12 protein-coding genes and 1 pseudogene are annotated in these 15863 nt (G+C 72.6%); 6 read left to right on the top strand and 7 right to left on the bottom strand.

The genetic code is table 11. The annotated features are described in order from the left end of the window. Positions 1-148: 148 nt before the first annotated feature. Positions 149-1561 carry a DUF2252 domain-containing protein gene (locus tag ACFY5B_RS11010; protein ID WP_389967631.1) on the bottom strand — a complete coding sequence of 471 codons (1413 nt, stop codon included), beginning with the start codon at positions 1559-1561 and terminating at the stop codon, positions 149-151. A gap of 3 nt (positions 1562-1564) precedes the next feature. After that, positions 1565-2143 (bottom strand): potassium channel family protein, encoded by a 579-nt coding sequence (locus ACFY5B_RS11005; RefSeq protein WP_389967629.1) that lies wholly within the window; start codon positions 2141-2143, stop codon positions 1565-1567. Between the two features lie 433 nt (positions 2144-2576). On the opposite strand from ACFY5B_RS11005, the gene ACFY5B_RS11000 reads away from it, so the two are divergent. Next, positions 2577-2993 (top strand): hypothetical protein, encoded by a 417-nt coding sequence (locus ACFY5B_RS11000; protein ID WP_389967627.1) that lies wholly within the window; start codon positions 2577-2579, stop codon positions 2991-2993. Between the two features lie 12 nt (positions 2994-3005). On the opposite strand, the gene ACFY5B_RS10995 is transcribed toward ACFY5B_RS11000, so the two are convergent. Then, complete coding sequence (locus tag ACFY5B_RS10995) at positions 3006-5051, bottom strand: SpoIIE family protein phosphatase (RefSeq protein ID WP_389967625.1); 2046 nt, start codon at positions 5049-5051, stop codon at positions 3006-3008. A 118-nt stretch (positions 5052-5169) separates the two neighbouring features. On the opposite strand from ACFY5B_RS10995, the pseudogene ACFY5B_RS10990 reads away from it, so the two are divergent. Further along, positions 5170-5295: pseudogene (locus ACFY5B_RS10990) on the top strand (alpha/beta hydrolase); the annotation flags it as partial. A gap of 275 nt (positions 5296-5570) precedes the next feature. Continuing rightward, complete coding sequence (locus tag ACFY5B_RS10985) at positions 5571-9464, top strand: glycoside hydrolase family 2 TIM barrel-domain containing protein (RefSeq protein ID WP_389967623.1); 3894 nt, start codon at positions 5571-5573, stop codon at positions 9462-9464. A gap of 27 nt (positions 9465-9491) precedes the next feature. Here the strand turns inward: ACFY5B_RS10985 and ACFY5B_RS10980 are convergent, their stop codons facing one another. Next, positions 9492-9854 carry a metalloregulator ArsR/SmtB family transcription factor gene (locus ACFY5B_RS10980; RefSeq protein WP_344465945.1) on the bottom strand — a complete coding sequence of 121 codons (363 nt, stop codon included), beginning with the start codon at positions 9852-9854 and terminating at the stop codon, positions 9492-9494. Positions 9855-9997: 143 nt separating this feature from the next. On the opposite strand from ACFY5B_RS10980, the gene ACFY5B_RS10975 reads away from it, so the two are divergent. Together ACFY5B_RS10975 and ACFY5B_RS10970 are read left to right on the top strand one after the other, a co-directional pair. Beyond that, positions 9998-11467 carry an AlkA N-terminal domain-containing protein gene (locus tag ACFY5B_RS10975; RefSeq protein ID WP_389967740.1) on the top strand — a complete coding sequence of 490 codons (1470 nt, stop codon included), beginning with the start codon at positions 9998-10000 and terminating at the stop codon, positions 11465-11467. A gap of 9 nt (positions 11468-11476) precedes the next feature. Further along, complete coding sequence (locus ACFY5B_RS10970; RefSeq protein ID WP_389967621.1) at positions 11477-11959, top strand: methylated-DNA--[protein]-cysteine S-methyltransferase; 483 nt, start codon at positions 11477-11479, stop codon at positions 11957-11959. On the opposite strand, the gene ACFY5B_RS10965 is transcribed toward ACFY5B_RS10970, so the two are convergent. The 3 genes from ACFY5B_RS10965 to ACFY5B_RS10955 all read right to left on the bottom strand — a co-directional run bounded on the left by ACFY5B_RS10965 (position 11956) and on the right by ACFY5B_RS10955 (position 14379). After that, on the bottom strand, positions 11956-12687 hold the full coding sequence (locus ACFY5B_RS10965; RefSeq protein WP_389967619.1) for an NAD-dependent deacetylase: 732 nt from the start codon (positions 12685-12687) through the stop codon (positions 11956-11958). The genes ACFY5B_RS10970 and ACFY5B_RS10965 overlap by 4 nt on opposite strands. An 80-nt stretch (positions 12688-12767) precedes the next feature. Beyond that, a complete protein-coding gene (locus ACFY5B_RS10960; RefSeq protein ID WP_389967617.1) occupies positions 12768-13262 on the bottom strand; it encodes an NUDIX domain-containing protein in 495 nt (164 codons plus the stop codon). A 43-nt stretch (positions 13263-13305) separates the two neighbouring features. After that, a complete protein-coding gene (locus ACFY5B_RS10955) occupies positions 13306-14379 on the bottom strand; it encodes an ADP-ribosylglycohydrolase family protein (protein WP_389967615.1) in 1074 nt (357 codons plus the stop codon). 293 nt (positions 14380-14672) lie between these two features. Here ACFY5B_RS10955 and ACFY5B_RS10950 point away from each other — a divergent pair, with 293 nt between their 5' ends. Continuing rightward, positions 14673-15791 (top strand): glycerate kinase, encoded by a 1119-nt coding sequence (locus tag ACFY5B_RS10950; protein WP_389967739.1) that lies wholly within the window; start codon positions 14673-14675, stop codon positions 15789-15791. The last annotated feature ends 72 nt before the right edge of the window (positions 15792-15863 follow it).

Below are 15863 nucleotides of genomic sequence, written 5' to 3'. Positions count from 1 at the left end.
CGGGCGGATCCGTAGGTGGTGTCCGTGGACCTCAGGGAACCCCGGGTCGCGCCGGGGGCGCATCGCCCGCGGCGGGTGAGACCGGGACGCCCCGCCGGGGGCCGGGACCAGGACGTGCCCCGGTCCGCTCGGGACCGGCCGCAGCCGGTCATCGCTCCGCCGCCGCGCGGACACGGCCCGAGCGGACCGCCGCGCGCAGTGCCGCGAAGTCCCGCTCGTTCTGGTCGGCGTACGCCTGGGCGAACACCGTGAGGGCGCGGTCGAAGCGGTCGCCGCCGCCCAGATAGGCCGCGAGGGCGACGGGGTCGCCCGAGCGGGCGTGGGCCCGTGCCAGGCTCGCTCCGCACAGCCGCCCGAACAGCCGGAGCAGGGCGGGGTCCATGGTCTCCGGCTGGGCGATGCCCTTCCAGTCGCGCAGTTGCCGCACGTAGAAGTCCCGCTCCTGCCCGTCGAGGCCCACCGCGTGCGTCCAGCCCAGCAGGATGTCGCTGGTCGTCTGGATCAGCCGCTGTCCCGCCACCACACGGCGGCCCTGGTTGTCGTAGCGGTCGCCGCCGCTGTGTGCCGCGAGCACCGACTCCTGCGCCTCCTTGGCCTGGAGCAGCAGCGGATCGTCGTCGTCGCGGCCGAGCAGCAGCACGATCCAGCAGCGGGTGCCGACACTGCCGACTCCGACGACTTTGCGGGCGATGTCCACCAGGCGGTACCGGCGCAGCAGATGCCGGCGCTCGGACGACAGGCTGCGGGCGTACCCCTCCAGGACGGTGCGCAGTTCCTTTTCCCGTCCGTGCTCCGAGGAGTCGCCCACCAGGTCCCGAAGCGGGGTGATCAGCGGCGGGTCCGGAGTGATCCGCCGCCCCTCGGCCGTGTTCCGGGTGAGCTTCGCGTAGGCCTGCATGTGGGTGCGGGTCCGGGCGCTCGCCGTGGCCTTCGCGGTGCGGCGCCGTGCCTCCTTGGACATCGACGCGGCCATCAGCTCCCGCAGGTGGTCGGCGTCGTCCTGGGCGTACCAGATGTCCAGGTTGCGCATCCCGGCGAAGTCCCGCATCCGCCGCCGGTAGGCCCGGACACAGGACTCGATCGCACTGTTCTGCTCGGCGGTCCCGAAGCCGCCCGCGCGGCCCGCGATGGCGAAGCTGGCCGCGAGCCGTTTGACGTCCCACTCGAACGGCCCGGCCAGTGTCTCGTCGAAGTCGTTGATGTCGAAGACCAGATGGCGCTCCGGCGAGGCCAGCAGCCGGAAGTTCAGCAGATGGGCGTCCCCGCACAGCTGCACCCGCAGCCCGGTGTCCGTGGTGGCTCCCAGGTCCGCCGCCATGACGGCCGCCGCGCCGCGGTAGAAGCGGAACGGCGACTCCAGCATGCGGGCGTAGCGGAGCGGTACCAACTCCGGTACGCGGGTGGCCGACTGGCGCTCCAGCACGTCGACCGGGTCGAACCGGTCCGGCCCCGCCTCGAACCCGGCGTGGGCCGATCGCGGCACCCGCCGCCGCGCCTCCCGGCCGGCGGCCGCCCGCTCGGCCGGCGACATGAAGGTCGTGAAGGGGCTCGGTACGGTCATGGCTCAGTCCTTCCGCCGCGGGGGGAAGTCGTCCGAGGGCTCCCGGCCCTGCCGGCGCAGTCCCGCCTGGACGGCACCGGCCAGGATCCGGGCCGCCACGCCCACCAGCAGCAGACCGCCCACCATCTGCATCATCGCCAGCACCCGCCCGGTCTGCGAGCGGGCCGTGATGTCGCCGTATCCGACGGTGGTGAACGTCGTGAGCGTGAAGTAGAGGGAGTCCGTCTTGCTCAGCGGCTCGCTGAACGAGCCCGGGGTGGTGTGCTCCAGCAGGAAGTAGGCGCCCGCGAAGAGCAGCAGGAAGAGCGCCAACGTGGTGGCCAGGGTCTCGACGGCCTTCAGCCGGGGGTGGGGCGAGGTCACGGTGGCCCGCACCTGCCACCAGAACACCACGACCACCAGCAGCAGGCCGCAGGCCAGCAGCACCGAATCGCCGGTCGTGCCGCGTCCGTCCAGAGGCAGCACGTAGTAGACCGTGACGAGCCCGGCCGCGACGAGCGCGGCACGCACGAGGGCCGAGACCGCCGCACGCCGTTGGCGTCCCGGCCGCCGCCGGTACGGCTGCTCCGCTGGATCGTCCATCGCCCGCCTCTCGGTCGCGGTCCTGCCCCCGCACCCGGGCCCCACTGGGCCTGTCCCACCACCTCAGCGCTCCGGCGCCGCACACGGATCACCCGCCACGGGTGAGGCGCCCCGGCTCGCGCCCCGGGCAGGCTGAGGTCGACGGGGACCGCTATCGGGCGGGCGACCGGGACGGAGGGCCGCGATGAGCGGTTCCCGGGACGGCACGCACCGGGACGGCACGCACCGGGACGGCACGCACCGGGACGGCACGCACCGGGACGGCACGCACCGGGACGGCGCGCACCGGGGCGGCAGTGCCCGGCGAGCTCGCCGGGCTGTACGGGATCCGCACGAAACCGGTGCGGCGGGTTCCGCCGCACCGGGCGCCCCGGCCCCCGGCCCCCACCTCCGGTCGCTGACCGCGCCGGACCCAGCAGAATCGAGGAGCAGGATGACCGCCACACACCCTACGCACGGGCGCTCGACGGCGAAGCGCGGCTGGGCCACCGGCATGACGGCCTTCGCGGCGATCATGCTCATGATCGCCGGGATCCTGGCCGTCATGCGCGGCATCTCGGCCATCGCCGAGGACGAGGTCTTCGTCTCGACCCGCAACTACATCTTCGAGTTCGACCTCACCGGCTGGGGCTGGACCCACCTGGCCCTGGGCGTGGTCGCCGTGCTGGTCAGCATGGGCCTGTTCCAGGGGGCGGGCTGGGCGCGTGCCGTCGGCGTGGGCATCGCCGGCCTCGTCATCATCGCCAACTTCCTCTCCCTGCCGGCCTACCCGGTCTGGTCCGTCATCATGATCGCGATGTCGGGGTTCATCATCTGGGCCCTGTGCACGCCACGCAGGGGTGACGCCTGACCCCGTCAGGGCTCAGACCCTGGTGCGGACCAGCAGCAGCGCCACGTCGTCGTCCGGCTCCGGACTCAGCGCGCTGAGCAGACCGTCGCTCGCGCGCTGAAGGCTGGGCCCCGCGTGCTGGAGCAACCGGGTCAGGGTGCCGAGGCCGGTGTCGATGGGCTCCCCGCGGTTCTCGACCAGGCCGTCCGTGTACAGGGCGAGCAGGGAGCCCGGGGCGAGCTCCACCTCCACGGTGCCGAACTCCACGCCGCCGACCCCGAGCGGGACACCGCCCGGCACGTCGACGAGCCGCGCACTGCCGTCCGCCCCGGCGAGCACCGGCGGCAGATGCCCGGCGCTGGACATCTCGCAGGTGCCGCGCTCGAGGTCGCACACCGCGTACACGCACGTGGCGATCGCGTCGCCGAGCGAGCCTGCGATGTCGTCGAGGTGCCGCAGCAGCTCGGCGGGCGGCAGGTCCAGCCGGGCCAGCGCCCGCGTCGCCGTGCTCAGCTGCCCCATGATCGCCGCGGCCTGGACACCCTTGCCCATGACGTCCCCGACGACCAGCCCGGTGCGTCCGGGACCGAGCGGGAGGACGTCGTACCAGTCGCCGCCGACCTCGCTGAGGGCCGGGCGGTAGCGGGCGGCGATGTCCAGCCCTTCCCGCTCCGCGGGCGTGCTCGGGAGCAGGCTGCGCTGCAGGGTCAGGGCGGTGCCGCGCTCGCGGCCGTAGAGGCGGGCGTTGTCTATGCAGATCGCCGCGCGCGCGGCGAGTTCCGAGGCGAGCACCCGGTCCCGGTCGTCGAAGGGGCGCTCGTTGACCGTGCGGTACAGCGAGAGCGTCCCGAGCACCTTGCCCCGGGCCACCAGCGGCAGCGCCAGATAGGAGTGGGCACCGGCCTCGTGCAGGGCCTGGGCGGCGCGTGAGTCCCGGGCGAGACGCCGCAGCATCTTGCCGTCCACACGCTCGACCAGGACCGGGCGGGCGCTGCGGACGCACTGCGTGATGATCCGAGACGAGCCGTACGTGGCGAGCTCGCCCACCGGGTCGGCGGCGTGGATGGCGTCGGTGGGGTAACCGGCGGCGACGGCCAGCGCCCGGAACTCGGCCGGGGAGCCGCCCGACACGGGCGCGATGGTGCCCCTGGACACGACCGACTCCAGGACGTCCACGGCGGCCAGGTCCGCCAGCTGCGGCACGACCACGTCGGCCAGTTCCCGGGCGGTCTGCTGGAGGTCAAGCGTGGTGCCGATCTTCATCCCCGCGTCGGCGATCACCGACAGGTGCTGGCGCGCCTGGGCGACCTCGGCCGCGGCCTGCTGGCGCTCGGTGACGTCCAGCACGGCCATCGCGAGCCCGAGGACCCGGCCGTCGGTGTCCTCGATGCGGTGGTACGACTCCGAGTAGGCGCGCTCCTGCGCGTCCGCCGCCGTACGCCCGACGGTCTGCTGGTCGAGCAGCGGTCTGCCGGTCTCCAGGACGTGCCGCATCCGGTTCTCGATGGCCGCGACGTCGAGGTCCGGCAGCACCTCCCCGACCCGGCGCCCCAGAACGGCCTCCTCGGGCACACCGTTGATCCGCTCCAGCGCGGGATTGACCCCGACCCAGCGCAGGTCGTTGTCGAAGACGGCGATGCCGAGCGGGGTCTGGTTGACGAGGCTGTGCGAGAGGGCGAGGTCGCGCTCCACCTGCCGTACGGTCGTCGCGTCCGTGGCGAGTCCCAGCAGGTGGGGCTGCCCCTCGGGGTCGAGGAGGCGCATCGTGCGGAACTCCACGGCGCGTTCCGTGCCGTCGCGGTGCCGCAGCGGGAAGACACCGGCCCATCGGGCCCCCGTGCTGACCTGGGCGAAGAGCTCCCTGCCGCGGGACCGGTTCTCGGGGGAGACCAGGAGGGTGTCGGCACGCTGCCGCAGGGCCTCCTCCGCGGTCCAGCCGAGCAGCTGTTCGATCTCGGGACTCCACAGCGCGATGTGCCCGCCCCCGTCGAGAACCACGGCCGCGACCTTGAGCAGATCCAGCAGCCCGCCGGGCGCGGCCGTGACGGCGTCGCGGTCCGAGGTCGCGTAGCCGTTCATGCGGGCCGCTCCTTCCGGCGCGGCAAAGGTACCGCCATGATCTTGTGCGGGCTGTCCGATGAGGTCACATTACGGTCGGAGGAGCGGCACTGTCGCGCCGAAATGACAAAAAAGCGCGGGTCGGCACCCCGCCACGCTCGACTCCCTGGTCCGCCCCTGGACGGGGGAGGAGGGGCAGGCGGCCTGCTGCCGGCAGATCGCGCAGGCCGACCAGCGCTGCACCGGCGAGATCCAGCCGCTCTACCTCTCGCGTCCCGGTGGACGCGCCCGCGGGGCTGACGAGCGCGCTGCTCGCCTTCCTCATGGCCTGAATCATCAGGACCGCACAAAGTCCGACGCGGTCATTGCTTCGATTGTGTGCGAGTCCTAGGGTGTGCCTGCTCAGCAGTTGCTCTGTCACCGTCAGTTGCCAGTCGAATCAACAGAAACACCCACCACGGGTGCGCAGTTGAGGATCGCATCTGACGTGCCCTCAGTCCGTGCAGCACCGCACCTGTCGAACCGAGGAAGGCCACGTTCATGCCGCACCCCCCGCACCCGTCCCCCGCCGGCCGGCCCGTCGTCAGCCGCCGTCGTCTGCTGGAGGGAGGAGCCGCCGCGCTCGGCGCTCTCGCCCTCTCGGCGTCGCCCACCGCCTCGTACGCGGCCGGCCGGCGCCCGGCGGCGGACGGCCCTCCGGAGTGGAACGACGGCCTGAGCGTGTACCGGGTGGGCACCGAGCCACCGCACACCACCCTCATGCCGTACGCGGACCTCGGACAGGCTCTGAAGGGCGACCGCGAGCGCTCGCCGTACCGGCTGAGCCTCGACGGCACCTGGAAGTTCGCCTATGCGGACCGCCCCGACGACCGCGACCCGGACTTCTACGGCACCGACGTCGACGACTCCGGCTGGGACACCATCCCCGTGCCCTCGGCCTGGCAGATGCACGGTTACGACTTCCCGATCTACATCAACATCACCTACCCCTGGTGGGGCCCCAACGGGGGCGGCGAGAACGCCCAGCCGCCCGCCGCCCCGACCCGCTACAACCCCGTCGGCCAGTACCGCCGCACGTTCACCCTTCCCCGCAACTGGTCGGGCCGGCGGACCTTCCTGCACTTCGAGGGCGTCAAGTCGGCCCACTACGTGTGGATCAACGGCGAGCTGGCGGGCTACCACGAGGACTCCTACACCTCCGCCGAGTACGACATCACCCCCCACCTCAAGCCGGGCACCAACCAGATCGCCGTCGAGGTGTACCGCTACTCCGACGCGGAGTGGCTGGAAGACCAGGACATGATCCGGCTGAGCGGCATCTTCCGCTCGGTCCACCTGTTCTCCACGCCCGCCGTGCACGTGCGCGACTTCCGCCTGGACACCCCGCTGGGCGACGGCTACACCTCCGCCGAGCTCAAGGTCACCGCACAGGTCCGCGACTACGGCGGCGAGGGCGCGGGCCGCTACACCGTCGAGACCCAGCTCTACGACGCGCGAGGCCACGCCGTCTGGTCCCGCCCCCTGAACCGGACCGTCGACGTCCCCGACGGCGACGAGGCCACCGCCGAGGCGTCCAGGGCCGTCCCCTCGCCCAAGCTGTGGTCGGCCGAGCACCCGAACCTCTACACCGCCGTGCTCCGCCTGCGCGACCCGGCCGGCAAGGTGGTCGAGACCCTCTCGCACCGGGTCGGCTTCCGCGAGTTCGCGCTGAAGGACGGCCTGATGCGCATCAACGGCAAGCCGGTCTCCTTCCGCGGCACCAACCGGCACGAGATGCACCCCGTCACCGGCTCGGCGCTCACCCGGGCGCAGATGGTCGAGGACATCCAGATCATCAAGCGCCTCAACATCAACAGCGTCCGCACCTCGCACTACCCCAACAACCCCCTGTGGCTCGAACTCGCCGACGAGTACGGCCTGTACCTCGTCGACGAGACCAACCTGGAGACCCACGGCATCCGCGACAAGTTCCCCGGCAGCGGACACCCGGAGTGGACCGAGGCGTGTGTGGTCCGCGCCCAGAACATGGTCCACCGCGACAAGAACCACGCCTCCGTGGTCATCTGGTCCCTCGGCAACGAGGCCGGCGGCGGCACGACCTTCAACGCCATGCACGACTGGATCCGCTCCTACGACTCCACCCGCGTCATCCAGTACGAGGGCGACGACCGCCCGGGCATCAGCGACATCCGCTCCGAGATGTACGACAGCCCGCAGCGGGTCGAGCAACGCGCCAAGGACACGAGCGACACCCGGCCGTACGTGATGATCGAGTACTCCCACGGCATGGGCAACTCCAACGGCAACTTCAAGAAGTACTGGGACATCGTCCGCCGCTACGACGTCCTCCAGGGCGGCTGGATCTGGGACTTCGTCGACCAGGCCCTGCGCTGGCCCACCCCCACGCGCAAGCTGCTGACCGAGTCCGGCCCGGGCGCGCTGCGCGGCGAGGTCATGGCACCCGCGGGGACCTTCGACCGGGCCAAGGGCGTCTCGGGTGGCACCGTCTTCCCCCGTGACACCCGCCTCGACCTCACCGGCTCCCTGACCCTGGAGGCCTGGGTCACCCCGGACGTCACCGGCGGCCATCAGCCCCTCATCGCCAAGGGCGACACGCAGTACGCCCTCAAGCAGACCGACAAGAACCTGGAGTTCTTCATTCACGGCGGCGGCCAGTGGGTCACCGCGAGCTGGGCGCTGCCCGACGGCTGGACCGGCAAGGAGCACCACATCGCCGGCGTCTTCGACGCGGACGCGGGCACGCTCACCCTGTACGTCGACGGCCAGGTGCGCGGCACCCGGACCACCACCCGCCGCCCCGCCGACAACACCGCCTCCCTGTCGCTCGCCACCGACGTCGACAACCCGACCCGGGAGTTCAGCGGCACCATCCGCCGGGCCCGGGTGTACGCCCGCGCCCTGAGCGCCGCGGAGCTGGCCTCGGACACGCGAGGGCCCGACGACGAGGGGGTGCGCTTCTGGTTCGACGCCGCCACCGCCGGCTTCACCGAGAAGCGCCCGCGCGACAAGACCTTCTACGCCTACGGCGGCGACTGGGGCGACAACCCCAACGACGGTGCCTTCTCCGGCGACGGCATCGTCACCGCCGACCGCGGTCTCACCGGCAAGTCCGCCGAGGTGAAGCAGATCTACCAGGCGGTCGTCGCCACGCCGGCCTCCGGCGGCCCCGGTGCCGTCACGCTCACCAACGAGTACCTGTTCACCAACCTCCGTGAGTTCGACGGACGTTGGTCCCTGGTCGCCGACGGCGAGGTCGTCCAGCGTGGGCGGCTGACCCGCGACCAGCTGGACGTGGCTCCGCTGAGCAGCAAGGACATCAAGGTTCCGGTGCGGATCCCGGCCAGGCCCGAGCCCGGCACGGAGTACTTCCTCCAGCTCTCCTTCACCACGAGGGAGGCCACGCCGTGGGCGAAGGCCGGCTTCGAGGTGGCCAAGCAGCAGCTCGCCCTCGACACGGACATCCCGGCCGTGAAGCCCGCCCCGCTGCGGAGCGTGCCCGCCCTGAGCCACACCGACGGGGACAAGACCGTCACCGTCAAGGGCAAGGGCTTCGCCCTCACCGTCGACAAGGGCACCGGAACCATCACCTCCTACGAGGCGGGCGGCACCCGTCTCCTCACCTCCGGACCCGTCCCCAACTTCTGGCGCGCGCCCACCGACAACGACCACGGCAACGGCCAGCACACCCGCAACCAGACCTGGCGCGACGCCGGAGCCAAGCGGAAGGTGTCCGACGTACGCGTCCGGCCCCTGGCCGACCGGGCCGTCGAGGTCACCGTCACCGGCACGCTGCCCACCAGCACGGAGTCCACGTACAGCACGACGTACACGGTCTTCGGCAACGGCGAGATCAAGGTCGACAACACCCTGCACCCGGGCGCGGCGAACCTGCCGTACATCCCGGAGGTCGGCACGATGCTGTTCCTGCCGCGGAGCCTGGACCGGCTGCACTACTACGGCCGGGGCCCCGAGGAGAACATGTGGGACCGCAACAACGCCACCGACGTGGGCCTGTACTCCGGCACCGTCTCCGGGCAGTGGACCTCCTATCTGCGTCCCCAGGAGAACGGCAACAAGACCGACGTCCGCTGGGCCGCGCTGACCGACGGCCGGGGACGCGGACTGCTCGTGTCCGGTGAGCCGCTGGTGGAGGTCAACGCCTCGCACTTCACGCCCGAGGACCTCTCGGTCGGGGCCCGCCACGACTACCAGCTCACCCCCCGGGACGCCGTCGTCCTGCGGGTCAACCACCGCCAGATGGGCGTGGGCGGCGACGACAGCTGGGGCGCGCACACGCACGCCGAGTTCAAGCTGCTCGCCGACCGGGACTACGCGTACAGCTACCGGCTGCGACCGCTGACCCGGGTGAGCGAGGCGATGGAGGCCTCGCGCCGGCGGACCGCCACCGAATAGCACGAGCGGCGGATCAGCGGCGCCGCCTCAGTCCGTGGCGTCGCTGATCCCCAGGCGCAGATGCTCCACGTGGTACACGGCCTGGTCGAGCAGCTCGGCGACATGGTGGTCGTGCAGCGCGTAGACCACCGAACGGCCCTGCCGCTCGCCCACGACCAGGCCCAGATTGCGCAGCAGCCGCAGCTGGTGGGAGCAGGCCGACTGCTCCATGCCCACCTCTGCCGCCAACTCCGTGGCCGGCAGCGGGCCTTCGCGCAGCCGCGCGAGGATGAGCAGCCGGGAGGGCGTGGACAGGGCCTGGAGCGTGGTGGCGACCTTCGCGACGTTGTCCGCGTCCAGGCGTACGCGCTCGGCGGCGTCCTGTGCGGGAGTGACAGCTCCATGACCCATGCCGTCATCGTACCGGCCCCGCACGAACACATGAATGAATCTTCATCTGTCTAGGTGCGGCGCCGGTGCGGGCACACGTCGATGTCGGATTCTCGCCAGCCCCGCGCCACCCGGTGCCGGATGCTGGACCCATGCAAATGGGGATGCACACCGACACCGAGCGCTGCCTGCGCGCCGTCCGGTCGAAGGACGCGCGGTTCGACGGCTGGTTCTTCACGGCCGTCCTGACCACCGGCATCTACTGCCGTCCCAGTTGCCCGGTGGTGCCGCCCAAGCCAAAGAACATGGTCTTCCACCCCAGTGCGGCGGCCTGTCAGCAGGCCGGGTTCCGGGCCTGCAAGCGCTGCCGGCCCGACACCAGCCCCGGCTCCCCGGAGTGGAACCAGCGCGCCGACCTCGTGGCCCGCGCCATGCGGCTGATCGCCGACGGGGTCGTGGACCGCGACGGCGTGCCCGGCCTGGCCGGCCGCCTCGGATACAGCACCCGGCAGGTCGAACGCCAGCTCCTCGCCGAGCTGGGCGCGGGCCCCCTGGCGCTCGCCCGCGCGCAGCGCGCCCAGACGGCCCGGCTGCTCATCGAGACGACCGCCCTGCCCATGGCGCAGATCGCCTTCGCCGCCGGCTTCGCCTCGATCCGCACCTTCAACGACACGGTCCGTGAGGTCTTCGCCCTCCCCCCGAGCGAACTGCGCGGCCGCGCACCGAAACGGCAGGGTGCGAGCACCCCCGGCGCCCTGTCCCTGCGGCTGCCGTTCCGCACCCCGCTCAACCCCGACAACCTCTTCGGCCACCTCGCCGCGACGGCCGTACCCGGCGTGGAGGAGTGGCGCGACGGCTCCTACCGCCGCACCCTTCGCCTCCCGTACGGCCACGGCATCGTGGCCCTCACCCCCAACCCGGACCACATCGACTGCCGCCTCACCCTCAGCGACCTGCGCGATCTGACCGTCGCCATCAGCCGCTGCCGCCGCCTGCTCGACCTGGACGCCGACCCGGTCGCGATCGACGACCAGCTCCGCACCGACCCGGTCCTCGCACCCCTGGTGGACAAGGCGCCCGGACGGCGGGTGCCGCGCACGGTCGACGAGGCCGAGTTCGCCGTCCGGGCCGTTCTCGGCCAGCAGGTCTCCACCGCCGCCGCGCGTACCCATGCGGCCCGCCTGGTCACCGCGTACGGCGAACCGGTCGAGGACCCCGAGGGCGGCCTCACCCACCTCTTCCCGGCCCCCGAGGCCCTCGCCGCGCTCGACCCCGGGACGCTGGCGATGCCGCGCACCCGCCGCGCGACCTTCACCACGCTGGTCCGCCGGCTCGCCGACGGCGACCTCCACCTGGGCGTCGAGAGCGACTGGCCGCACACCCGCGCCGAGCTCCTCGCCCTCCCCGGCTTCGGCCCCTGGACGGTGGACGTCATCGCCATGCGCGCCCTCGGCGACCCCGACGCCTTCCTCCCCACCGACCTCGGCATCCGCCGCGCCGCCCGGGAACTGGGTCTGCCGTCCACCCCGGCCGCCCTCACCGCCCGCGCGGCGGCCTGGCGCCCCTGGCGGGCCTACGCGGTCCAGTACCTCTGGGCGACCGACAGCCACCCCATCAACTTCCTTCCGGTATAGGGACGTCCGATGAAGCAGCACACCGTGACCGACAGCCCGTACGGCCCCCTCACCCTCGTCGCCGACGACGGTGTCCTGTGCGGCCTGTACATGCCCGACCAGCGCCACCGCCCGGCGGAGGAGACCTTCGGCACCCGCGACGACACCCTCTTCGGGGAGGCGCAGGAGCAGCTGAAGGCCTACTTCGCGGGCGACCTGGAGGAGTTCACGGTCGAACTCCGCCTGCACGGCACCCCGTTCCAGCGCACGGTCTGGGACGCACTGCGCCGCATCCCGTACGGCGAGACCCGCACCTACGGCCAGCTGGCCGGCATCCTCGGCACCCCCACCGCCTCCCGCGCGGTCGGCCTCGCCAACGGCCGCAATCCCATCGGCATCATCGTCCCCTGCCACCGCGTCATCGGCGCCAACGGCAGCCTGACGGGGTACGGCGGCGGCCTGGAACGCAAGCAGCGCTTGCTGGACTTCGAACGCGGGGCGGCGCTGTTCTAGGAGGCGGCTCCCAAACCACGCAGCAGCTTCGGCAGTGCCGTGCCGATGGGGTCGCGGACGATCTCGTCGGCACGGTCGTCGTACGGGGTCGGCTCGGCGTTGACGATGACCAGGCGGGCGCCGTGGTCGGCGGCCACACCGGCGAGGCCGGCCGCGGGCTGCACCTGAAGGCTCGTGCCGACGGCGACGAACACCTGACAGGCCTTGCTGACGGCGGCCGCCTCGCCGAGGACGACGGGGTCGAGCCGCTCGCCGAACATCACCGTCGCCGGCTTCAGGATCCCGCCGCACTCCCGGCACGGCGGATCGTCCTCACCGGCGTCCACCCGGGCGAGCGCGTCCGTCATGGGGCCGCGCGCGTGGCAGCCGGTGCAGACGACACTGCGGGCCGACCCGTGCAGCTCGAGCACCTTACGGGCGGGCATCCCGGCGAGCTGGTGCAGCCCGTCCACGTTCTGCGTGATCACCCGCACCGGCACCCCGGACCGCTCCAGCTCCGCCACCGCCCGGTGCGCGGCATTGGGCTCGGCCCGCAGCGCCCCGGTCTCGCGCCGCATCAGCCAGGAACGGCGGCGGATCTCGGAGTCGCCCATGTAGTACTCGTACGTGACGAGCTTCTCGGCCTCGGGGTCCCGCCGCCACAGCCCGCTCGGCCCGCGGTAGTCCGGGATCCCGGAATCCGTGCTGATGCCTGCACCGGTGAGCAGGGCGACGAGGGGTTTGGCCATGTCGCCGAGAGTAGGCCGGTCCGGCGGGCGGCGGCGAACGGATTTCGAACGGAACGCCGAGGGGTGAACGGCCGACCCCGTCAGGACACCCGCCTGCCGTTCTCCAGCTCCGCCGTCCCCGAGCCGTCCGCCAGGACGTCGAGGGCGGCCAGGACCCGGCCACTGTGGGCGCCTGACAGGTACTCGGTCAGCTCCTCGCGCGCCACCAGCCGCCAGGACAGCAGCTCCTCCTCCTGGAGGCGGATCGCCTTGAACTCGTCCTCGCTCAGCACCCCACCGTCGTACACGTACGCCACCAGCGGCGGACGGCCCGCCCCCTGCACCCAGTCCACCGTCAGCAGCCGGCCGAGTTCACGGTCGAGACCGATCTCCTCGGCCGTTTCGCGCCGCGCACCCTGCCGCGGGGTCTCTCCGTCGTCGGACTCGACGGTGCCGCCGGGCAGCGTCCAGCCCTCCCGGTAGTTGGGCTCGACGAGCAGCACACGGCCCTCGTCGTCCCGGAACAGCGCGGCCGCGCCGGCCAGGACGCGGGGCAGCGAGGCGATGTAGGCGGCGTAGTCAGGAGAGGAAGTCACCGGTGCAGGGTAACCAGTCGCTCCCCGTCCCTTCTCCCGGCGTTCAGGCCGCCTGCTCCGCCAGCCGCAGCGTCCGCTCCGCCAGCTCGCTGATCCGCACCCCGTCGAAGCCGAACACCGCGCTGCGGACCGTGTCCTCCAGCGGCTCCTTCCACTGGTCCGGGATGGCCGTGGCCCCGCCGAGCACGCCGGCCACCGAACCGGCGGTCGCGCCGTTGGAGTCGGTGTCCAGGCCGCCGCGGACCGTGAGCGTGATGGTCCGCGTGAAGTCGCCGTCGCCGTAGAGCAGACCGGCGGTGAGGACGGCCGCGTTCGGCACGGAGTGGATCCAGCCCATCCCGGTGGTCTCCTCGGTGAGCGTGGTGAGCGTGTCCTCCCAGGACATCCGGGCGTCGTGCAGAGCGACCACCCGGCGTACCGCGCGGGCGAGCCGGCTGCTCGCCGGGATCACGGCCAGTGCCTCGTCGACGGCGTGCCGCACGGTGGGCGCCGTGAACGCCGCCGCGATCAGCGCCGCCGCCCACATCGCGCCGTACACCCCGTTGCCGGTGTGCGACAGCACCGCGTCCCGCCGGGCGAGCAGGGCGGCGCGGCGCGGGACGCCCGGGCAGGTCCAGCCGAAGACGTCGGCCCGGATGAGGGCGCCGATCCACTCCTGGTACGGGTTGTCGTACGTCGCCGTCAGCGGCGGCTTGAGCCCGCCCGCGAGGTTGCGGTACGCGGCCCGCTCGGCGGTGAACGTCTGCAGGTACGGCAGCCGCAGCAGCCACAGGTCGCCGACCTGCTCGGTGGTGAAGCCGAAGCCGTGGGTCTCCAGCAGGTCGAGGCCGAGGATCGCGTAGTCGACGTCGTCGTCACGGCAGCTGCCGTGGATGCGGCCGCGGACGCAGCTGCGCCACTCGGGGCGCAGTGCGAAGCCGTCGTGCTCGCTGATCGGCTCGGGCAGGTAATCGGTCAGCGGCAGGGCCGCGGCCTGTCTGAGGTAGCGGTCGATGCGGTCGCGGGTCCACACCTCCCCCTGCTCGACCGGCTTGCCGAGCATGTTTCCCGCGACGCGGCCGGTCCAGCCGCCGAGGATGCGGTTGCCGAGGTCTGTGTCGGAGTGTGCGGGGGTCATGGTGGAGGTCTACCCGTTTCGCGAGCGTGCCTACGGGGTGGGGGGTGCGCTGCGTTTCGCGGCCGCGGGGCCGTTGTGGCCGGTCGCACCCGCGTGGCTGCAGCCGCATGTCGGATGCAGCCCCGTGCCCCCCCACAAGCTCGGTCCACGGGATGGGCAGATGCTGACGGACGGGGCGTCGGCCGGTTAGGGTCACAGCGGCGCGACTGGCCCTGACGTGCGTGAGGGCCCGGAGAGCAAGGGGAGTGCAAGTGGCGGACGCTGCAGTGAGCGGCACCCGGAAGACACAGCGGGTGCTCGTCGCCGCGGACAAGTTCAAGGGGTCGCTGACGGCCGTGGAGGTCGCCGAGCGGGTCACGGCCGGGCTGCGCCATGTCCTGCCGGACCTCGAGGTCGAGGCGCTGCCCGTGGCCGACGGCGGCGACGGGACCGTGGCGGCGGCCGTCGCCGCCGGATTCGAGCGCCGGGAGGCAAGGGTCGCCGGACCCCTCGGCGACGAGGTGACGGCGGCGTTCGCGCTGCGTGAGGGCACCGCGGTCGTGGAGATGGCCGAGGCGAGCGGGCTGCAACGGCTGCCCGCCGGGGTCTTCGCCCCGCTCACGGCGTCCACGTACGGCTCCGGCGAGCTGCTGCGGGCCGCGCTGGACGCGGGGGCCCGCACGATCGTCTTCGGGGTCGGCGGCAGCGCCACCACCGACGGCGGCGCCGGGATGCTGTCGGCGCTTGGCGCCCGGTTCCTGGACGCCGCCGGGGAGCCGGTGCCCCCCGGTGGCGGCGGACTCGCCGAGCTGGCCACCGCCGACCTGTCGGGACTCGACCCGCGCCTCGCCGAGATCGAGCTGGTCCTCGCGAGCGACGTCGACAACCCGCTGACCGGCCCGAAGGGCGCCCCCGCGGTGTACGGCCCGCAGAAGGGCGCCTCACCCGACGACGTGGAGGCCCTGGACACCGCCCTCGCGCACTTCGCGGAGGTGCTCCAGGTCCCGGCCGGCCCGAAGGCCGCCGAGTACGCGGCATCACCGGGTGCGGGCGCGGCGGGCGGCATCGGCTACGGCGCCCTGCTGCTGGGCGCCCGGTTCCGCCCCGGCATCGAGGTGATGCTCGACGTCCTGGGCTTCGCCCGCGCTCTGGACCGTGCCGATCTGGTCATCACCGGCGAGGGTTCCCTCGACGAGCAGACCCTCCACGGCAAGGCCCCGGCGGGCGTGGCCGCGGCGGCCCGGGCCGCGGACAAGGACGTCGTGGCGGTCTGCGGCCGCCTGGCCCTGCCGCCCCAGACCCTGGGCCGCGCCGGTTTCCGCCGGGCCTACCCCTTGACGGACGCGGAACCGGACGTGGCGAAGTGCATCGCCGAGGCGGGCCCGATCCTGGAACGGGTGGCGGAGCGGATCGCGCGGGATTTTCTGACCTGAACCGTCACGGGCGGAGAGCGGGATGCCCGTGAACGAGAAACGGGTGTGGCCCGGGTGAACGAGAAACGGGTG

The sequence above is a fragment of the Streptomyces sp. NPDC013187 genome (genome assembly GCF_042899705.1).
GTDB lineage: Bacteria > Actinomycetota > Actinomycetes > Streptomycetales > Streptomycetaceae > Streptomyces > Streptomyces hawaiiensis_A.
Note: the sequence above shows the minus strand (reverse complement) of the source record. Positions and strands in the feature narration are given on the sequence as shown.

Bases quoted from the DNA above. Each gene is read 5' to 3' on its own strand.
- ACFY5B_RS11010 (WP_389967631.1), bottom strand. From the start codon at position 1,561: ATGACCGTACCGAGCCCCTTCACGACCTTCATGTCGCCGGCCGAGCGG.
- ACFY5B_RS10985 (WP_389967623.1), top strand. From the start codon at position 5,571: ATGCCGCACCCCCCGCACCCGTCCCCCGCCGGCCGGCCCGTCGTCAGC.
- ACFY5B_RS10980 (WP_344465945.1), bottom strand. From the start codon at position 9,854: ATGGGTCATGGAGCTGTCACTCCCGCACAGGACGCCGCCGAGCGCGTA.
- ACFY5B_RS10965 (WP_389967619.1), bottom strand. From the start codon at position 12,687: ATGGCCAAACCCCTCGTCGCCCTGCTCACCGGTGCAGGCATCAGCACG.
- ACFY5B_RS10995 (WP_389967625.1), bottom strand. From the start codon at position 5,051: ATGAACGGCTACGCGACCTCGGACCGCGACGCCGTCACGGCCGCGCCC.
- ACFY5B_RS10970 (WP_389967621.1), top strand. From the start codon at position 11,477: ATGAAGCAGCACACCGTGACCGACAGCCCGTACGGCCCCCTCACCCTC.
- ACFY5B_RS11000 (WP_389967627.1), top strand. From the start codon at position 2,577: ATGACCGCCACACACCCTACGCACGGGCGCTCGACGGCGAAGCGCGGC.
- ACFY5B_RS10955 (WP_389967615.1), bottom strand. From the start codon at position 14,379: ATGACCCCCGCACACTCCGACACAGACCTCGGCAACCGCATCCTCGGC.
- ACFY5B_RS11005 (WP_389967629.1), bottom strand. From the start codon at position 2,143: ATGGACGATCCAGCGGAGCAGCCGTACCGGCGGCGGCCGGGACGCCAA.
- ACFY5B_RS10975 (WP_389967740.1), top strand. From the start codon at position 9,998: ATGCACACCGACACCGAGCGCTGCCTGCGCGCCGTCCGGTCGAAGGAC.